This is a genomic window from Chitinophaga sp., assembly GCF_039596455.1.
GTDB lineage: Bacteria > Bacteroidota > Bacteroidia > Chitinophagales > Chitinophagaceae > Chitinophaga.
This window is the reverse complement of the sequence record NZ_JBCNJR010000001.1, coordinates 1,611,780-1,631,164: the sequence shown is the minus strand read 5'-3', so window position 1 is coordinate 1,631,164 and position 19,385 is coordinate 1,611,780. Positions and strand designations below refer to the sequence as shown.

Annotated in this window: 17 protein-coding genes; 7 read left to right on the top strand and 10 right to left on the bottom strand. The window is 53.4% G+C overall.

Annotation, left to right across the window (positions count from 1 at the left end):
• Positions 1 to 55: 55 nt before the first annotated feature.
• The 5 genes from ABDW36_RS06845 to ABDW36_RS06825 all read right to left on the bottom strand — a co-directional run bounded on the left by ABDW36_RS06845 (position 56) and on the right by ABDW36_RS06825 (position 6,447).
• Positions 56 to 1,234 carry an acetyl-CoA C-acyltransferase gene (locus tag ABDW36_RS06845; protein ID WP_343701133.1) on the bottom strand — a complete coding sequence of 393 codons (1,179 nt, stop codon included), beginning with the start codon at positions 1,232 to 1,234 and terminating at the stop codon, positions 56 to 58.
• Between the two features lie 48 nt (positions 1,235 to 1,282).
• On the bottom strand, positions 1,283 to 2,131 hold the full coding sequence (locus tag ABDW36_RS06840; RefSeq protein ID WP_343701132.1) for a DUF4249 domain-containing protein: 849 nt from the start codon (positions 2,129 to 2,131) through the stop codon (positions 1,283 to 1,285).
• 1 nt (position 2,132) lies between these two features.
• Positions 2,133 to 4,784 carry a TonB-dependent receptor gene (locus tag ABDW36_RS06835; protein ID WP_343701131.1) on the bottom strand — a complete coding sequence of 884 codons (2,652 nt, stop codon included), beginning with the start codon at positions 4,782 to 4,784 and terminating at the stop codon, positions 2,133 to 2,135.
• A gap of 27 nt (positions 4,785 to 4,811) precedes the next feature.
• Entirely contained in the window at positions 4,812 to 5,867 is a 1,056-nt protein-coding gene (locus tag ABDW36_RS06830) for a FecR domain-containing protein (RefSeq protein WP_343701130.1), read from the bottom strand.
• Positions 5,868 to 5,940: 73 nt separating this feature from the next.
• Positions 5,941 to 6,447, bottom strand: coding sequence for an RNA polymerase sigma-70 factor (locus ABDW36_RS06825; protein ID WP_343701129.1), 507 nt, complete (start codon positions 6,445 to 6,447; stop codon positions 5,941 to 5,943).
• A 75-nt stretch (positions 6,448 to 6,522) separates the two neighbouring features.
• Between ABDW36_RS06825 and ABDW36_RS06820 the strand changes: the two genes are divergently transcribed.
• On the top strand, positions 6,523 to 7,554 hold the full coding sequence (locus ABDW36_RS06820; protein ID WP_343701128.1) for a quinone-dependent dihydroorotate dehydrogenase: 1,032 nt from the start codon (positions 6,523 to 6,525) through the stop codon (positions 7,552 to 7,554).
• A 3-nt stretch (positions 7,555 to 7,557) separates the two neighbouring features.
• On the top strand, positions 7,558 to 8,334 hold the full coding sequence (locus tag ABDW36_RS06815) for a TerC family protein (RefSeq protein WP_343701127.1): 777 nt from the start codon (positions 7,558 to 7,560) through the stop codon (positions 8,332 to 8,334).
• Between the two features lie 84 nt (positions 8,335 to 8,418).
• Here ABDW36_RS06815 and ABDW36_RS06810 read toward each other — a convergent pair whose 3' ends face one another.
• From ABDW36_RS06810 to dnaB, 3 genes are all read right to left on the bottom strand, one after another.
• A complete protein-coding gene (locus ABDW36_RS06810) occupies positions 8,419 to 9,117 on the bottom strand; it encodes an RsmE family RNA methyltransferase (RefSeq protein WP_343701126.1) in 699 nt (232 codons plus the stop codon).
• A gap of 18 nt (positions 9,118 to 9,135) precedes the next feature.
• Entirely contained in the window at positions 9,136 to 10,521 is a 1,386-nt protein-coding gene (locus ABDW36_RS06805; RefSeq protein ID WP_343701125.1) for an MATE family efflux transporter, read from the bottom strand.
• Between the two features lie 73 nt (positions 10,522 to 10,594).
• On the bottom strand, positions 10,595 to 12,166 hold the full coding sequence (gene dnaB / locus ABDW36_RS06800; protein WP_343701124.1) for a replicative DNA helicase: 1,572 nt from the start codon (positions 12,164 to 12,166) through the stop codon (positions 10,595 to 10,597).
• Between the two features lie 479 nt (positions 12,167 to 12,645).
• Here dnaB and pheT point away from each other — a divergent pair, with 479 nt between their 5' ends.
• Positions 12,646 to 15,078, top strand: coding sequence for a phenylalanine--tRNA ligase subunit beta (pheT, locus tag ABDW36_RS06795; RefSeq protein ID WP_343701123.1), 2,433 nt, complete (start codon positions 12,646 to 12,648; stop codon positions 15,076 to 15,078).
• Complete coding sequence (locus tag ABDW36_RS06790) at positions 15,078 to 15,383, top strand: hypothetical protein (protein WP_343701122.1); 306 nt, start codon at positions 15,078 to 15,080, stop codon at positions 15,381 to 15,383. Before pheT ends, ABDW36_RS06790 begins: the two co-directional genes overlap by 1 nt.
• On the opposite strand, the gene ABDW36_RS06785 is transcribed toward ABDW36_RS06790, so the two are convergent.
• Positions 15,384 to 15,815: an RES family NAD+ phosphorylase gene (locus ABDW36_RS06785; RefSeq protein ID WP_343701121.1), complete on the bottom strand. Its 432-nt coding sequence runs from the start codon at positions 15,813 to 15,815 to the stop codon at positions 15,384 to 15,386.
• 3 nt (positions 15,816 to 15,818) lie between these two features.
• Complete coding sequence (locus ABDW36_RS06780; protein ID WP_343701120.1) at positions 15,819 to 16,220, bottom strand: antitoxin Xre/MbcA/ParS toxin-binding domain-containing protein; 402 nt, start codon at positions 16,218 to 16,220, stop codon at positions 15,819 to 15,821.
• A gap of 333 nt (positions 16,221 to 16,553) precedes the next feature.
• On the opposite strand from ABDW36_RS06780, the gene ABDW36_RS06775 reads away from it, so the two are divergent.
• The 3 genes from ABDW36_RS06775 (at position 16,554) to ABDW36_RS06765 (ending at position 19,289) form a co-directional block, all read left to right on the top strand.
• Complete coding sequence (locus ABDW36_RS06775) at positions 16,554 to 16,847, top strand: cell division protein ZapA (RefSeq protein WP_119076914.1); 294 nt, start codon at positions 16,554 to 16,556, stop codon at positions 16,845 to 16,847.
• A 157-nt stretch (positions 16,848 to 17,004) separates the two neighbouring features.
• Positions 17,005 to 18,570 carry a ribonuclease Y gene (gene rny, locus ABDW36_RS06770; RefSeq protein WP_343701119.1) on the top strand — a complete coding sequence of 522 codons (1,566 nt, stop codon included), beginning with the start codon at positions 17,005 to 17,007 and terminating at the stop codon, positions 18,568 to 18,570.
• A gap of 110 nt (positions 18,571 to 18,680) precedes the next feature.
• The gene (locus ABDW36_RS06765; RefSeq protein ID WP_343701118.1) at positions 18,681 to 19,289 is read left to right on the top strand and encodes a DUF1080 domain-containing protein; all 609 of its coding nucleotides are present in this window, start codon (positions 18,681 to 18,683) and stop codon (positions 19,287 to 19,289) included.
• Positions 19,290 to 19,385: the final 96 nt, after the last annotated feature.

Here is a 19,385-nt window from a genome sequence, read left to right as displayed (position 1 = left end):
GGGCATAAAAAAGCCTGCCGTTAATGGCAGGCTTTTTACGGGGGAACATATTTTTCTAGGCAAGGTTCTCGATTACGCCGGCAATTCCCTGTCCGCCGCCCACGCAGGCCGTAACAATGCCGTACTTTTTGTTCAGCCGCTTCATGTCATGCAGCAATTGTACGGTCAGTTTGGCGCCGGTACAGCCCAGGGGGTGGCCCAAGGCAATGGCCCCGCCGTTAATGTTAACTTTTTCAGGGTCAAGGCCCAGCTCGCGGATAACGGCCACGGACTGCGAAGCAAAGGCTTCATTCAGCTCCACCAGGTCTATGTTCTGCAGGGTTTTGCCGGCTACCTGCAAGGCTTTGGGCACTGCGGCCACGGGGCCTATGCCCATGATGCGCGGATGCACGCCTGCGCTCACGCAGGAAACCAGGCGGCCAATGGGCTGCAGGTTCAGCTCTTTCATCATCTTTTCACTCATCACTACCACAAACGCAGCGCCGTCACTGGTTTGGGAAGAGTTACCGGCCGTCACGGAGCCGCCTGCGGCAAACACCGGCTTGAGCTTGGCCAGGGCTTCGGGTGAAGTGTCCGGCCGCGGGCCTTCGTCTGTATCTACTACGTAACTGCGGGTTTGTTTTTTCCCTTTTTCGTTCACATATACTTCTTCCACGTTGATGGGAAGAATACCGTTTTTGAAATACCCGTTTTTGATGGCGTTGATGGCGCGCTGGTGAGAGCGGAGGGCAAAAGCGTCCTGCTCTTCGCGGCTTACCGAAAATTCTTTGGCTACTGCCTCCGCGGTGTGGCCCATGCTCAGGTAATAGTCTGGCGTGGTGGAAGCCACACTGTAGGCGGGCACTGTTTTCCAGCCGGCCACAGGTACCAGGCTCATGCTTTCCGTTCCACCGGCAATGATGCAATGCGCCTGCCCCGTCTGTATCTTGGCAGTGGCAATGGCAATGGTTTCCAGGCCGGAAGCGCAATACCTGTTCACCGTCATGCCGGGCACCTCAATGCCGAGGGCGCGTACGGAGATCATACGGCCTATCTGCAGGCCCTGCTCTGCCTCCGGCACGGCGTTGCCAACAATCAGATCATCTACCCTGTTCGGCTCCAGCTGCGGAATGGTTTTTAATAACCCGGTAATAACGTCCACCGCCAGGTCATCCGGCCGGTAAAAGCGGAAACCGCCTCTTTTGGACTTTGTTACCGCCGTTCTGAATCCTGCTACTATATATGCGTCCTGCATGATCTACTCCTTTTTTTTGATACTATTCAAATTTAAGGATTTTAGCCCTTATTTGATCTCTATCTCCAAATACGCTGCATTGAGGCCGCCAAAGATGCCATAGCCGCCGTTTACGTTGCTGTGTACGCGGTTTTGCTCCACCAGCAGGTTGCCTTCGTTGGCGTTCTGCACTTCCAGCGTTTTCATGTAATGCCAGGTATCATAAGTAAGCCCGGTTACTTCCAGCAGCAGGTAATCACCCGCCTTGTTCATCTGCTCCGTTTGCATCACAATAGTGGTTTCCCGGCCGTCAAACCTTTCATCAGGTATCAGCGTGCTTTCCAGGTAATTGTTGGTAATGAGGTCTGTAAAGCTGTTGTTGTACGAAGGGTCAAAACGGTACCGCAATCTTTTCACCGGCATCACTGCCCCTGCGGCATTTTTCTCCCCGCTGAAGAGCCTGAACCGGTAAAAATCCTTGCCGGGGAGGTCTTTCAATAAAAACTTCACCCGGTTGCCACCGGCCTGTGCAAACGGCTCCTTGATAGCGGGACTGCGGGGCAGGGTATCTGCGGCATGTACCGTATCGAGGCCCGGCGCGGTAACGGTAATGCTGTATGAAAGATGGGCCGCTACCGGCTCTGTTGATACAAAGTATCCCTTGCCGCCTATTTGCTGCCGCTGCATGAGCAGCAAATGTCCACCGGCTTTAACTTCCACCCCGGCATCCGTAATTTCAGGGAATACGCTGGCGCCCGGCGGCTGGGAGCGGGTAATGCGGATGTACAGCACACTGTCTGGCTGCATCAGCCCGTTCACCACAATCTTGTCTCCGTCATAAGGAGTGGGTATGTCTACCTTTTTTTCACAGGCAGCCAATGAAAAGGCCAGGATGATATAAAACAATATCTTTCTCATGTTAAAACCTGATTGAGTAGGAAACGCTGGGCAGTATGGGCAATATGCTGAGCATGGTCAGCTCCCGCTCCCTGGTCTCGTTGTTCCGTTTATAATAATAGAAAAACGGGTTCTGCTGGTTGTACACATTGTACAGGCTGATGTTCAGCGTATACCTTACGTTCTTCCTTTCCTTTACGTGCGTGGCGCCCACGTCAAGCCGGTGTACGTCCTGCATGCGCAGCATGTTGCGGTTGCCTGCAACATCCACTTCCCCACCCGGCTCCAGCCCCGGCGGCATGTGTGGAGACGATTCTCCCGTTTCTTCATAGCTGCCCACGGGCAGGGAAAGCGGCGCGCCGCTGGAGTACTGCCATTGTGCAGACAGCTCCCAGCGTTTGCCCAGGCGCTGGGTAAGCACCAGCTCTACATCGTGCCGGCGGTCATACTTGTACGGGAATACCCTGCCCTGGTTCACATTGGGGAATGCGCGCTGAGACCAGGCAAGGGTATAACCCACCCATCCCCGGAAATCTCCTTTCTTTTTCTGCAGGAAGAATTCCCCGCCGTAGCTCCAGCCCCGGCCAACAATCACATTGTCTTCCCAGCTGCGGGTGGCTGACTGGAAGTTGTCTGCCAGCTCGTTGTACTCTATTACGTTGAGCATGGTTTTGTAGTAGCCTTCCACAGATATTTCATACGTACCGCTCTGGCTGGTTTTTGCCAGGCCTGCCGCCACCTGGTTGGCAAACATGGGCGGCACCTTGTCTGTTGCGGCTACCCAAAGGTCTGTTGGCATATAGGTGGCGCTGTTGGTCAGCAGGTGGAGATACTGCGTCATCATGGTATTAGACAGCTTCAATGCCCACCTGCGCGGCAGCAGGTAACGAAAGCCCAGCCGGGGCTGCACAGACAGGTAGGAGCGCCCCGGCACCAGGAAAGACGATGCGTGCACGCCCAGATTGAGGTGAACGGAATCCCCTATTCTCCAGTCATCTTCAAAGTACACGGCCAGCTCAAGCCCGCCGGAGGTTTCATCGTTATAAGACGTGTCTGTAAGCTGCTGGTTGTCTGAAATATTGTTGAAACGGAGGATGCCGGGCTGGAAGATATTGTAGGTGGCCTGCAGGCCGAAACGCACGGCATGATTGGGATTAGGGCGATAATCGAAATCTATTTTGCCGCCGGCGTTCTGCACTTTTGAAAAATACCGGCCGTTCATATTGTCAGATTCCCGCACCCGCGGCGTATCCAGCGCCAGGTAGTTGTACTGGTAGTCTGTATTGAAATTGAATTGCGAATAGTTGAGCGTAGTGTTGGAAAAAAGGCGCGGGCTGAAAATGTGGTTCCAGCGCAGGGAATAAGCCTGGTTGCCCCAGCCCAGCCGGAAACGCATTTGTTCATGATACCGCTTGGCTTCTCCGTTCATGGTATCAAACTCATGGTCACGTTTTACGCTGAGATGGTCTCTGCCGCCGTAGGCGCTGAGGTACAGCCGGTCTTTCTGTGAAAAGATATGATTGATCTTGGCGTTGGCATCAAAGAAATAAAGCCAGAACTCCCCTTCTTTTCCCAGGTTCAGCTGGTTCTTGGCCACGTCCTGCGCCAGCAGGTCTGCATAGGTGCGGCGGCCGGTAACAATGAAAGATGTTTTGCCTTTGGCAATGGGGCCTTCCACCATTATTTTGGAAGCCAGCAGGCCCAGCGATACTTCTCCGTGATACTCATGCATATCACCGTCTTTCATGGAAATATCCACCACCGAAGAAAGGCGGCCGCCATACCGCGCGGGGAACGCGCCTTTGTACAGCTCCACGTTCTTGACCATATCCGGGTTGAATACGGAAAAGATACCGAAGGCATGGGTGGAATTGTATACCGGCGTGCCATCCAGCAAAATGAGGTTCTGGTCAGGGCTGCCGCCCCGCACATGAATGCCGCTGGAGCCTTCCATACCGCCGCTCACGCCGGGCATGGCCTGTATGGTGCGCAATACGTCTGCTTCTCCCAGCATGCGGGGCATGGTCTTGGTTTGTGACACGGCCAGGTTCACCTTGCTCATTTGCGTTTGCTCCTGCAGCTTGGGGAAATTGTCTGTTACCTCTACTTCCTGCAGGGTGTTGGCGGGAGACAGTTTGATGTTCACGCGGCGGCTTTCGCCGTCTTTCAGCGGGATGTTCACGGGTTTATAGCCGATGTAGGAGACGGACAGGCTGCTGGTATCTTTTGCCGTAGTGAGGCTGTAAAAGCCGTACTGGTTAGAGGTGGTGCCGGTATGCAGGCCGGGGGCATATACGGTGGCGCCAATCAGCTTTTCTCCCGTTACGGCGTCTTCCACAAAACCGCTGATGGTGCGGCTGGCGGAATGTTTCACGGTGAGCACCAGCTGATCGCCGATGCGTTTGTACTGGATGCCGTTTTCAGTGAACAACTGGTCCAATACACGGCGAAGGGGTACGTCTTTCACCCGGATGTTCACGCGGCGGGTCATGGTCACCACATCGCGGCTGTAGGAGAAATGAATACCGTATTCTTTCTCCATCCATTCACAAGCAACGGAAAGGGGTTGGTCTTTGAGCGATAAAGAAATTTTTGTGCGCCAGTTCCAGGCAAAAACCTGTATAGGAATACAAGCAATGACCAGCCCAAGCAGGAGCTTCCTCGCCAACGACATTATACAAGTTTTTTTTAGTTAGGTCCTCTATTTGATGGAAAACTGCTGCTCACCGGTTTTTTCGGCCTGTGAGTTGGTCATATAGGCGATAGTGGCCATCACGTTATCTACAGACTCATTCTCAAAATTGGCGGTTACCTCTTTCTGCAACAGCGTGGAGTCCGCCACTGATACCTGTATATTATACACGGCTTCAACGGCGGCCAGCACTTTGTGTAAAGGTACATTATGGAACACCAATTGTTTGCCGGACAGGTCCGGAATATTTTCGGCCACTGAAAAATGAGCTTTCTGCTCTTCGCGGCGGAGCATCATGCCCTGGGTGAGCACCACGCTGTCTCCCTGCTGCCGGTCTGTTACCAGTATTTTGCCGCTGCTGACGTGTATGGTAAGTTCCGCATGCCCGTCATAATCTACAGAAAACTCCGTGCCCAGCACCTTGATCTCTGTTTGCCCCAGCTCCACTACAAAGGGGTTTCCCGGGTTTTGAGCAACGTTGAACACGGCCTTGCCGGAGAACTGGACGCGGCGTTCCTTCTTCCCGAAGCTTTCCGCTACTTTGAGCGCGGCATTTTGTTCCAGGGCCACGCGGCTGCCGTCTTCCAGCACGGCCTGCTGGCCGCCGGCAAATACCTGCGGTTCCGCGGCGGGGCCGGGCCAGAGCCAGTAACCCAGGCCCAGGGCTATTACTAATATGGCTGCGGCGGCGGGCCAGGTGAAGCGGCGGCGCATGGGGATGACGGCGGCTTCTGCTGAAGCTTCCGGTTCACGGCCCTGCATCGGGATAATTGCAGCCTCCGGTTGCGGCCGGCTTCCGTCAGGAGATTCCGGCCTTTCTTTCGCCTGCCCGCGGCCAATATCTTTCAGCAACCTTTGCCAGCTGGCTTCCGTATCCCTGGCCGGGTGCGCGGCAGCCTGCATGGAAGCCTCCAGCACACGGCTAACGGCGTTCAGCACTTCCTCATTAACAGGCTGTTGCATGCGCCATGCTTCCACCCACTGGCGCTCCGTAGCATCCGCTTCGTTCAGCAGGTACTTGCAAAGCAGGGAATATAAAGCCTCATCAGGTTGCAAATTGCTCATGTACAGTTGTAATGTTAACAGATTTTCCGGTTAGAGGACGTTTGCGGCTGCGCGCTCCCCCTATGCCGGCACTTTATAAAAACAGGCGCAGGTACTCTCTCAGCTCCTGGTGGAGTATTTTGAGCGCCTTACCCATCTGGTTTTCAACAGTTTTAACAGAAATATCCATCACCGCGGCAATTTCAGCGTATTTCAGCTGCTGGCGGCGGCTCAGGAGAAATACTTCGCGGCAGCGTTCCGGCAGCTTTTCCAGCGCCTGCTCCAGCCGGTTTTCCAGCTCACGGGCCTGTAGTGACAAATGCACCTCCACTTCCTGCATCTGGCCGAAAGACTGTTCCTTCTCAGACCGTACCGTCTGCTTGCGCCACTGGCTGATGGCCGTATTGCGGATGGCGGTAAACAGGTAAGAACGTTCCGAGCCGGTAATGGCAATATGCTCCCGCTTCTCCCATAACTGGGAAAACACGAGCTGCACCACTTCCTCTGCGTCGTGGGGATCGCCGGTGTAATGAATGGCGAAGGCGAGACAGTGCGGGTGATGCTCTTTGAATATCCTTTCGAAGGTGCGGAGGTCCAGCATGTTACAACGCTGGCAAAATTAGGCGGCTACGGCTGATTAACCAAATAGGCATCGATTTTATATCTTTGCCCCTACATGTACGGTTTCATCAAAAAAATACTCTTCGGTTTCCCTCCTGAAAGCATTCACCACAGCGTGATGCGGGGCTTAAAGGTAGTGAACGGCCTGCCCTTTGGCAAGAACCTGCTGGACGCTTTCTGCCAGCCAAAAAATGTCGGGCTTGAAAGAATTTTGTGGGGACTTCGTTTCCCCAATCCCGTTGGATTGGCTGCCGGCTTCGATAAAGACGGTAAATATATAGATGAGCTGGCCCGGCTGGGTTTCGGCTTCGTGGAAATAGGCACTGTAACGCCCCTGCCGCAACCCGGTAATGATCAGCCGCGGCTGTTCAGACTGCCGGCAGACCAGGCGCTCATCAACCGCATGGGCTTTAACAACGAAGGGGCCAGGGCTGCCGCCAAACGCCTGCAGAAGCGCCGTACCAACATCATCATCGGCGGCAACATCGGCAAAAACAAAACCACGCCTAACGAGGAGGCTATCAGTGACTACGAAAAGTGTTTCCATGCCCTGTTTGACGTGGTAGACTATTTTGTGGTGAACGTCAGCTCTCCCAACACGCCCAACCTGCGTGCCCTGCAGGAAAAGGAACCCCTGAAGCAACTGCTGCATCACCTGCAAACGCTGAATAAGCAAAAAAGCAAATCGAAACCCATTCTGCTTAAAATAGCGCCTGACCTTACGAACGAGCAGTTGAACGACATCATCGAGATCGTAACGGAAACCGGCCTGGCCGGCATTGTTGCCACCAATACCACCATTAGCCGGGAGCACCTGGAAACACCGGCAGAAACCCTGGAGCAGATAGGCGCCGGCGGACTAAGCGGGCTGCCCGTAAAGGAAAGGGCCACTGAAGTGATCCGTTATATTCATCAACAGTCAGGCGGCAAAATACCCATCATTGCCGTAGGGGGCATTTTCACCGCCGCCGATGCACAGGAAAAACTGGACGCAGGGGCCTCCCTCGTACAGGTATACACCGGTTTTATTTATGAAGGGCCCGCCATTGTGAAGAAAATTTGCCAGGGATTATCTCAACATCCATAATATATGCAAGACCTCCTCACCCTCGATGCGCTCATCAGCCTGCTTACGCTTACGCTCATGGAAGTAGTGCTGGGTATCGACAATGTTATTTTCGTATCTATTGTCATGAACCGCCTCCCGGAACAGCAGCGGTTGAAAGCCCGCCGCATCTGGATGTTTACCGGCATAGCCGTGCGCGTGATATTACTACTCTGCATCGGCTATATTGTAAAGGCCGTGAACCCGCTCTTCTACATTTTCGGAAAAGGCATCAGCCTCCGCGACCTCATTATGCTGGCCGGCGGCCTCTTCCTGCTGGTAAAGACCACACTTGAAATACACCACAAACTGGAGGGAGAGGAAGAAACCTCACCCAAGGCAGGCGGCAAAGGCGCGGCCACGCTCATGAACGTGGTGGGGCAGATCATCCTCATAGACATGGTGTTTTCCTTTGACAGCATCATTACGGCCGTAGGCCTCGCCAAACATGTGGAGATCATGATAGTGGCAGTGATCATTGCCATGTTCATCATGTTCTCCTTTGCACCCCGCATCAGCAACTTCATCCACAAGCACCCCACGCTCAAGATGCTGGCGCTTTCTTTCCTCATCATGGTGGGCGGCATTCTCATCATTGAAGGCTGGAACCCCACTGTAGTGCATGATTTCCACCTCAAGAACTATGTATACTTTGCCATGGCCTTCTCTTTCTCTGTAGAGCTGCTGAACATGCGGATGCGGAAGAAAACAGCACCCCCGGTGGAGCTGCGGGAACCGAAGATCACCGATGGCAAGGGTTAAGATACCGTTTTGAAAAACGAACGCGGGCACTCCTCAATGGAACGCCCGCGTTTTTTATATCAGAAAGCTCTTCAAGAAAACCCCTCACCTGTTCACCGCCGCCATCAGCGTACAAGCCACCAGCCCTGCCGTTTCCGTGCGCAGCCGGGTGTTGCCCAGCGTAACCGGCACAAAGCCGTACTGCAACGCCAGTTCTATTTCTGCGGGCGCAAAGTCTCCCTCCGGGCCAATCAGCAGCAGGCTGTTCTGCCCCGGCTGCATGGCATCCAGCAGGTGTTTCTTTTCATCAGGCAGGCAATGCGCAATAAACCGCTGCTCCGTGGCAGCCATCAGGCTTTCCAGCGGCGCAGGCTCCGCCAGCAGCGGTAAATACCATTGCCGTGACTGGAGCATGGCAGATACCAGTATATTCTGCAGCCTTTCGGCTTTTAGCTTTTCCTTTTCCGTGCGCAGGGTAAGGAGCGGCACAATTTCCTGCACGCCTATTTCCACTGCTTTTTCAAGGAACCACTCCATGCGGGCGGCGTTTTTGGTAAAGGCAATGGCTATACGCAATGCAACGGCGGGCGCCGGCATGAGGGTTTGCGCAGTAACCTCTACAACACACTTCTTCCGATGATCGTCCACAATCACGGCATCGTACCGCGTGCCGCGCCCGTCGGCCAGCAGCACCCCATCGCCCTTTTCTTTCCGTAACACCTGTATACAGTATTTGGATGTTGGCTCATCCATGGTATAAAGACCCGCCTGCGCATCCCTGGCGTAAAAAACCGGTAGTTCCATGCTGTAAAATTATAGCTTTCATCCGTTCATAGCTGATTTTTCATGCCCGGTTTCCGCCTGCCTTTCCAGCCCGCGGGTAATAGACTGGAAACGGAAGAACAGCAGCACCGAAGCGCCCAGCAACCCCAGCAAGAGGCCCCACCAGATACCCTGCACGCCAAAGTTGAAAGTGAAGCCCAGCACATAACCTACAGGCAGCCCCAGGCCCCAGTAGGCCAGCATGGTAATGATGGTAGGCACCTTCACGTCTCCCAAGCCCCTCAGCACGCCCAGGCCTACTACCTGCGTACCGTCAAACAGCTGGAAGAAGGCAGCAATGAGCAACAGGCCGGACGCTACGTGTATCACCGCCGGGTCATTGATATACATGGCGGGCAGCAGCCGGCTGCCGAACATAAAAATGAGCGCCGTAATGCCCATCAGCACCAGCACCATATGATAGCTGGCAATGGCGGAACGCCGCAGGTCTGTAAAATTGCCGCGGCCCAGGTTGTTGCCGCTGCGGATGCCGGCCGCGGCTGAAATACCGCTGGCCATCATATACGTCATGGCGGCAAGGCTGATGGCTATCTGGTGTGCCGCCAGTTCTGTGGCCCCTATCCAACCCACCATCAGCGCCGCACCGCTGAAAGCGCTCACTTCAAAAATATACTGCAGCGCCACGGGCGTGCCCAGGCCCGCTATTTTACGCAGGGTGGCGGCTTTGATGTTACGCAGGCTGAACGTTTGCAGGTATTCCTTAAAGCGGGGAGATCTCATCACGTACCACGTCATGGTAACGCCCATCAGCAGCCGGTCTGTAAACGTTGCAATGCCCACGCCGGCAATGCCCATTTTGGGAATGCCGAACAGGCCGTACACCAGTGTTATGCCCAGCAGAATGTTGAGTATGTTGCCGATAATGCTGATGTTCATGGCCTGCCGCGTAAAACCCAGCCCTTCCGCAAACTGTTTGAAGGTGAGAAATATCATCAGCGGCAAAAATGAGAAGGCCAGGTACCGGAGGAAGATCTTGGCTTCCGCCGCCACATCTGCGGGCTGGTCCATTCTTTCCAGGTTCTGGCCCACCAGCCAGATGGCGCCAAAGAGCACAATACCGGTAATAATATTGATGATCAGGCTGTGAGACAGCAGGTTGCCGCAGTTGCTGCGGTTGCCGCGGCCGTTTTCCTGTGCAATAAGCGGGGTAAGGCCGTAAGACATGCCGATGCCTGTTACCATAAACACGGTGAACATGCTGTTGCCCAGAGAAACGGCGGCCAGGGGCACTTTGCCGGTGTGGCCTATGATAATACTGTCACTCAGCGCCACCAGCGTGTGGCCCAGCTGCGATATCACTACGGGGTAGGCGAGGTAAAAATTGTCCTGGTAATGTGCCTTGTACTTGTTAAAAAGCTGCTTCATGGTTCCGTTCAAATTAAAAGCCGGCGTTCAGTATACTGACGCCGGCTCTCTGTATATTTCCCTGCTCCTTTTATCAGAATGGAGCATCTCCGAATGCGTCGTCATCAAAATTCATGTCGTTCATCTTCGACCCTTTCTGGATGAAGATCTTTGCTTCATCATGCCCGCCGCCGCCATGGCCTTTCATGCCCGCAAAGGGATTGCTGGCGGGTTGCGGGGGGCCGTCTACGAAGCCGTCGTCTTCAAAGCGCTGAAACTCCAGTATGGCGCGGAGCTTTACGGTATCCAGCTGGCCGTTACGGTGCTTGGCAATACGCACGTGCGTTTCCCCTTTGTTAGACTCCCCCATTTCATTGGTGGTGATGTCGTAGTATTCGGGGCGGTAAATGAACATTACCATGTCCGCATCCTGCTCAATGGCGCCTGATTCACGAAGGTCGCTCAATTGCGGCATTTTATTGCCGTCTTTACGTTTCTCCACGTCGCGGCTCAGCTGGGAAAGTGCTATCACGGGGATGTGCAGCTCCTTGGCCAGCATTTTCAGGTCTCTCGAAATTTTACTGATCTCCTGCTCACGGTTGGTATTGCGGCCGTCATTGGCGCCGCTCATCAGCTGGAGGTAGTCAATCACGATGAGACCCACGCCGTGGTTATGCACCAGCCTGCGCGCTTTGGCGCGCAGCTCGAAGATGTTGAGGCCCGGGGTGTCGTCTATAAAGATGGGCGCTTTGGCCAGCCTTTCAATACCATGCGTCATCAGCTTGCGCATTTCATGCTCTTCCAGCTTGCCGCGGGTAATTTTTTCCAGCTTTATCTCTGATTCCGCGGAGAGGATACGTTGTACGATCTGTCCGCTGGACATCTCCAGGGAGAACACCGCCGCGCCTTTCGCAAACTTGGGGTGCATGGCGGCGTTGCGCACCAGGTTGAGCGCAAAGGCCGTTTTACCCACCGCGGGGCGCGCCGCCAGGATGATAAGGTCAGAAGGCTGCCACCCGTAGGTGATCTTGTCAAGCGTGGGAAAGCCGGAAGGCACCCCGGTAATATCATCTCCCTTGTTCCGCAGGTCTTCAATACGTTTGATGGTATTTACGAGAATGCGGTCAATGGAATCGTAATTCTTACGGAGATGGTTATTGGTTACTTCAAACAGCTTGGATTCTGCTGCGTCCAGCAGGTCGAACACGTCCGCCGTGTCTTCATACGCCTCGCTGATAATCTCGCCCGAAATACGGATCAGCTCCCGCTGGATGAACTTCTGCAGCACAATACGGGCGTGCGCTTCAATGTTGGCAGAAGAAACCACCATGTTGGTGAGGCGGGTAATAAAAAACGGGCCGCCCACGGCTTCCAGCTCCGCGGTAGACTTCAGTTCCTCAACAACTGTAAGGATGTCTACCGGCATGGATTTGGCCGCCAGCCGCTGCATGGCGGCAAATACTTTCTGGTGCGCCTCTACGTAAAAGCACTCCGCTTTAAGGATCTCTATGACCGTATCAAATGCGCCTTTTTCCAGCATCAGGGCGCCCAGCACCGCTTCCTCCAGCTCTTTGGCCTGGGGCGGAACTTTGCCATACACCATTGTGGAAATGTCGATACCCGGCTTGCGACGTGTATTACGGTCTTTCTTAAGATTAAGATCCATTTATATCAGTTAGTTAAAGAAGGTTAAAAAAATGGTTACCGAAGGCTCCTTGTGACTCTATAGGTTTACAACTTTTCGGGCATGTCATGGCGTTCATCAACTTTAACAAATTGTAAATTTTTTTAAGCCGGGAAAACTAAGGTAACGGCATTTTTCCAATATAACCTTCATTCTCCGGAACTATATTTATCAATCAATAACGCACAGGTTATGCCAACACGTATACCGGGTTATCCACCGTTTAAGGGGGAGTTATCCACCAAAAACAATAAAAATCCCTAGCAAAGTTCCGATTATTCACATTTCTTGTGTAAAAAGATTTTCCACATTTTCCTTGCGTAAATTTCCCCCGTTCCATACAGCGGAAGTTGTTAACTTTACGCGGCGCCACCACGCCAGCGCAAAGGCTGCAAAAGTGATGGAAATAATTGATTTTCACAAAATTAAAACAGCGCCCTGGGTGCTGATAGGAAGAACAGATGACAATTTCGTATAACTGGTTATGTGACTATTTGCCGGTAAAACCCAGCCCGGAGGAACTTTCTGTGATACTGACGGCAATAGGCCTGGAAGTAGAGAGCCTGGAAAAGTTTGAAAGCGTGAAAGGAAGCCTGGAAGGCCTGGTAATTGGCGAAGTGCTGAGCGTGGAGCCCCACCCCAATGCAGACAAGCTGCGGTTGACGCGGGTGAACATCGGCAACGGCGAGCCGCTCAGCATTGTCTGCGGCGCGCCCAACGTAGCCGCCGGCCAGAAGGTAGTGGTAGCCCCCGTTGGCGCCACCATCTACCCCGCTTCAGGCGAGCCCATGACCATGAAAAAAGCAAAGATCCGTGGGGAAGAAAGCTACGGCATGATCTGCGCGGAAGACGAAATTGGCCTTGGCGCCAGCCATGAAGGCATTATGGTGCTGGACCCCGCCCTGAAACCGGGCCTCACCGCGCGGGAGCTGTTCCAGCCCGCACAGGACTGGGTATACGAAATTGGCCTCACCCCCAACCATATGGACGCCATGAGCCATATAGGCGTGGCCCGTGACGTATGCGCCTACCTTAATAACCGGGAAAAGACCCAGGCCTACCACGTGCGCAGGCCCGGCCTCAATACGGCCTGCGCTGCGGAACAACCCTTGCAGATAGGCGTGGAGGTGAAAAACACCGAAGCCTGTCCCCGTTACTGCGGGCAAACCATTACCGGCGTTAAAACCGGCCCCTCCCCGGCCTGGATGCAGCACCGCCTGCAGGCCATCGGGGTGCGGCCCATCAATAATATTGTTGACATCACCAACTATGTGCTCCACGAAACCGGCCAGCCGCTGCATGCCTTTGACGCAGACCAGATCAAGGGCGGCAAGGTGGTGATACAGAACCTGCCCACCGGCACGCCCTTTGTGTCTCTTGACGGCAAGGAACGCAAGCTGGATGAGGGAGACCTCATGATCTGCGACGGGGAGAACAACGGGCTTTGTATTGCAGGTGTTTTCGGTGGACTGAACTCCGGCGTGAAAGACACCACGGTCAACATCTTCCTGGAAAGCGCTTACTTCAGTGCAACCGGCATTCGTAAAACCTCCATGCGCCACGGCCTTCGTACAGACGCCGCCGTGCGCTTCGAAAAAGGGCTGGATGTGAGCCTGGCGCCTTTTGCGCTGGAACGCGCCGTAGCCCTTATTGCTGAAATAGCGCAGGGCCTGCCGGCTTCCGGCATTACGGACGTATATCCCAAACCCGTAGAAAGCCCCTCCATCACCGTTACCTATGCGTACATTAACCGCCTCAGCGGCCACCAGTACGCACCGGAACAGGTAAAAAACATCCTGCACAGCCTGGGTTTCACCATCCATGCCGAATCTGATGAGGAACTGCGGGTAAGCCCTCCCCTGTACAAGCCCGATATTACCATTCCGGCTGATATTGTGGAGGAAATTATGCGGATAGACGGGCTGGACAACATCCCCATCCCAGAATTCGTCAACATGGTGCCCTCCCGCCAGGCGCAGCCTGACAAGGAACGGGTAAAGGAAAAAATTGCCGACTACCTGGCCGCCAACGGCTTTTCCGAGATATTCACCAACTCCATCACCAACAGCCAGTACTACACGCACCTTGACCCTGACAGCCTAGTGAAAATGCTGAACAGCCTGAGCGCTGAGCTGGACGTGATGCGCCCCTCCATGCTGGAATCTGGCCTGGAGCGGATTGCGTATAACCTGAACCGCCGCAACGATGACCTGCTGTTCTTCGAGTTCGGGAAAACCTACACACGTGAGGCCACCGGCCAATACCCGGAAGCCGCCCACCTCAGCCTCTACCTTACCGGGCAGAAGCTGCCGGAGAACTGGGTGCACAAGCCGCAGGCGGTAGACTTCTACTACCTGAAAGGTTATGTGGCCAACATATTGCAGCAGCTGGCCCTGCCCGCTCCGCAAATGACGGCCACCACCGTACACGGCCTTCAGCCTGCTTTTGAAGTAAGCGTAAACGGCCGTACCGTAGCGGTATTAGGCGGCGTGGACGGTAAACAGCTAAAAGCCTTTGACATCAAACAACCCGTTTGGTACGCGGATTTTTATTGGGACGTAATACTGCAGCAATTGCAGGTAAAAGATACTTTCTTCGAAGAAATACCTAAATTCCCTGCTGTAAGAAGAGACCTTGCGCTGGTGCTGGATAAACAGGTAAGCTTTGCCGCCGTGGAAACAGCCGCCCGCTCTGTGAAAACGAACCTGTTGCAACATATCAACCTGTTCGATGTTTTTGAGAGCGAGAAGCTGGGCGCCGGCAAAAAGTCTTACGCCGTGAGCTTTACTTTCCAGAACAGGGAAAAAACGCTTACTGACCAGGAAACGGACGCACTGATGGGCAAATTCATCAAAGCATTTGAAACGCAATTACAGGCGGAGATCCGCAAATAATGGCACTGGAACAAACCATACAACGCATTGAGGACAAACTGCAGCAGCTCATTAAAAAGCTGCAGCAGTCGCAGGCAGATAATGCCATGCTGCGCACGCAGCTGCTGGAACACCAGGAGGAGCTGCGCCGGCAGGAAGCCGTTATTGCCGGCCTTGATGAAAAGCTGAAGCTGGCCAGGATAGCCACGGTTACGCAGGGAAATGGCTTGTCTGAAGAAGAAGAAGCCTTCCGGAAAGAAGTGCGTGGGAAGATCAATGATTATATCAGGGAAATAGACCGGTGTATTGCATTGTTGAATTCCTGATCAATAGCTGCATTTATCCACTTTCACAATACTTACCTCCTTCATCAGCTCATGCTTCGGATTAAGGAGGTAATTTTTTTGTCCCGGCCAGTAGATAGAAGGGAAACCGACTACCAGCGTGCGGCCCGCCTGCAGTACGGCGGAACCAAATTCCAGGGCGGCCGGCGGGCGCGGCTCTTCCCGCCAGTGAGGCGGCAGGCTTTCTTCATCGAACAGTTCACAACTGCCGTCAGGCACGTCGAGTTCGGATATTACCATGGTGGGCGGCAGTTTTCCGGTGGCGGCGTAAATATTGCTTTCCAGGATGCAGAGCGGCCAGGAATCGAACACATAAATGCAGCTGTCTGCCGCCAGGTTCCAGCGGCCGCTTTCCAGGTACGCCCCTTTCAGGTCATACGCCTCTTCCCAGTGCCCGAGTTTGAACAACCGCATACCTTACGCCCCCTTTTTTACTTTGTGGATCAGGCTTCTGACTTCCAGCAGCCCGGGATGCGTTTCTATGGCCTCCAGCGGGGTGCGGCCGCCCAGGGCGCGGTTGGGGCTTTTCATCCACGTATGGAACAGCTCACGGTCACCGAAAACGGTATAACCATGGCTGTACAGCTCTACAATGGCCATAATGCGGTCACTCACGATCAGGCTGAACGTGTCTTTCCCTTTTTTCAGGTGCAACGTACGGTCTGTTACCGCCAGCAGGTCACTGAGCGTGTTATAGTCAAACTCAAAAATTTCCTTCAGCGTGGCCAGTTCGTCTTTCGAAATACCGCGCTTTACAATTTTTTCCTTTTCTGTAAATGGAATTGTTTGCAAACCCAGAATAGACTCAAATGTACTCAAGAGATCACCTGTGTTTTTTTTCGCAAAAAAAGCCCCCTTTCCACTATCTTCTTTCCCGGATTTGCCCCTGCCAGGCAATGCATTCATTCAGAACAGCGATTTAAATATTGAACAAATACATGCACATTTTTGTGCGCATGACTGCCCAATATTATTGAAACGCTGCGTTATTTCTTCTGAAGATATTCACATATAAGAAAGAAAAAATTCAAAGCAGCCATGGGCGCAGTACGGCAGAAGGCACTGTGCAGAAAAAAATCAGCAGCCGCAGCTATCCCGTTCCTTTTGTTTACATTTGTAAACATCACACACAAGTACAACAATACAATACTGATGGAAACACTCATACCTGTAAATATCGTGGTGGCAGACCGCACTTACCGGATCAAGATCCGGACGGAAGAGGAGGAGGATGTACGCCGTGTCATGAAGGAGGTGAACGAAAAGATCATTGAGTTCAAAGCTGCGTATGCGGGCAAAGACATCCAGGATTATATTGCCATGGCCCTCATCATGTACGCCACCCATCCCGCCACCAGCGGCGGAAAGGCCCAGGCCGGCGTGGCGCCTTTTTTACTGGAAAAACTGCAACACCTTGACAATCTGCTGGATGAGCATTTAAAATAACCGCCCGTGCTGCATTTTTAATCCCTAATCCACTCATTATCACAACCTCCTGTGCTTTGGTGCCATTTTTTTGTTATTTTCGCGGGTCTGTTCCCGCCTGTTCACAAAAAATGGGCCGGGGAGGCATTTATAAATACTTTCTTAAACTAATTAAAATATGACAGATCCTTTAATGATCATAGTGGCCGGAGTTGTTGCGCTGGCGTTAGGTATACTGCTAGGAAAACTGATTTTCTCAAAAAACACCCAGATAAAGATCCAGGAAGCGGAAGAACAGGCAAAGCGGATAGTAGCCGAAGGGCAACTCACCGCCGAAACCCTGAAAAAGGACAAGCTGCTGGAAGCAAAAGAAAAGTACCTGCAGATGAAATCGGAGCACGAGAAAGAGGTGATGCAGCGTAACCAGAAACTGGCAGAGTCCGAAAACCGCATCAAACAGAAAGAGCACAACCTGAACCAGAAAACAGAACAACTGCAGAAACAGGCAGCCGAAAATGAGGCCATTAAAGAAAACCTCGGCCGCCAGATAGAGCTGGTAAACATCAAACGCTCAGAGCTGGAGAAACACCAGGAAGAGCACATCCGCCGCCTCGAAAAAGTAGCCGCCCTCACGGCTGAAGAAGCACGCCACCAGCTGATAGAAAGCCTGAAAGAAGAAGCCCGCAGCCAGGCGCTCAGCCACATCCAGGAAATTATAGAAGACGCCAAAATAAAAGCGAACAAGGAAGCCAAAAAGATCATCATCCAGTCCATTCAGCGCACCGCTGCGGAGCAGACCATTGAGAACGCCATTACGGTGTTCAACCTGGAAAGCGATGAGATCAAAGGTCAGATCATTGGTCGTGAAGGCCGCAACATCCGCGCCATTGAAGCCGCAACAGGGGTAGACCTGATCGTTGACGACACCCCGGAGGCCATCGTACTGTCTTCCTTCGACCCGCTGCGCCGCGAAATTGCCCGCCTCAGCCTGCAACGCCTGGTGCAGGACGGCCGTATTCACCCCGCCCGTATTGAGGAAGTGGTAGAGAAAACAAAACGCCAGCTGGAAGAGCAGGTGATGGAAATAGGCGAGCGTACCGTTATAGAGCTGGGCATTCACGGCCTGCATAAAGAACTGGTGCGCATGGTAGGTAAAATGCGTTTCCGTTCCTCTTACGGCCAGAACCTGCTCATGCACTCCAAGGAAACCGCCAACCTTTGCGCCGTGATGGCCGCAGAGCTGGGCCTGAATCCCAAACTGGCCAAGCGCGCAGGCCTGCTGCACGATATCGGTAAAGTGCCCGATGAAGAATCTGAACTGAGCCACGCCCTGCTGGGCGCCAAACTGGCCGAAAAATACGGAGAGCACCCCGCCATTGTGAACGCCATCGGCGCTCACCACGACGAGATGGAAATGGCTTACGTGATCTCCCCCATTGTACAGGCCTGTGACGCTATCAGCGGCGCCCGCCCCGGCGCCCGCCGCGAAATTATGCAGAGCTACCTGCAAAGGATCAAAGACCTCGAGAACCTGGCCATGGCTTATGACGGTGTGGAAAAAGCCTACGCCATCCAGGCAGGCCGCGAGCTGCGCGTAATTGTGGAAAGCGAAAAAGTATCGGACAACGATGCAGACCGCCTCAGCTTCGAAATCGCCAACAAGATCCAGAACGACATGCAATACCCCGGCCAGATCAAGGTGACCGTCATCCGCGAACGCCGCGCCGTAAACGTTGCACGTTAATTATACAGGATATTTACACTTCAAAGGCGCACTTTACCGGTGCGCCTTTTTTTATTGCTTCTGATTTCAATAATGGCTATCTTTCACCCCATCAAAAAAACTACGGTTGTATGAAAAAGAGATTCATGACGCTGGCAGTACTGGGCCTGCTCTCCATCAGCACTGCGTTTGCGCAAAAACAACAAAAGCTGTTCAACGGCAAGAACCTTGACGGCTGGAAAATACACGGTACAGAAAAATGGTATGTAGAGAAAGGTGAACTGGTGTGCGAAAGCGGCCCCGACAAAGAGTACGGCTACCTGGCCACGGAAAAGACCTTCAAGGATTTTGAGCTGACCGTGCAATTCAAACAGGAAGCCAACGGCAACAGCGGCGTATTCTTCCACTCTTCACTGGAAGGCACCAAAATAGCCGGCTGGCAGGCGGAAGTAGCTCCTCCCGGCCACAACACCGGCGGCATCTACGAATCTTACGGTCGCGGCTGGCTCATTAAACCCGCTGCGGAAAAAGACAAGAACCTGAAAATGGGCGAATGGAATACCATGAAAGTGGTGGTGAAAGGCAACAACGTAACTACCTATCTCAACGGCGTGGAAATGATTACGCTGGATGATGAGAAAATTGGCGCCAAAGGCGGACAGATCGCCCTGCAGATACACTCCGGCGGCGGCATCAAAGTACGCTGGAAAAATATCAGGATCAAGGAACTGAAATCGTAATTTGCGAAGATCGATATGAAGAGGCGGCTGCATGGCCGCCTTTTTTGTGTACCGCCACGCCGGTGCAAGCTCACGTTTTATTCCGTTAATTTGCAG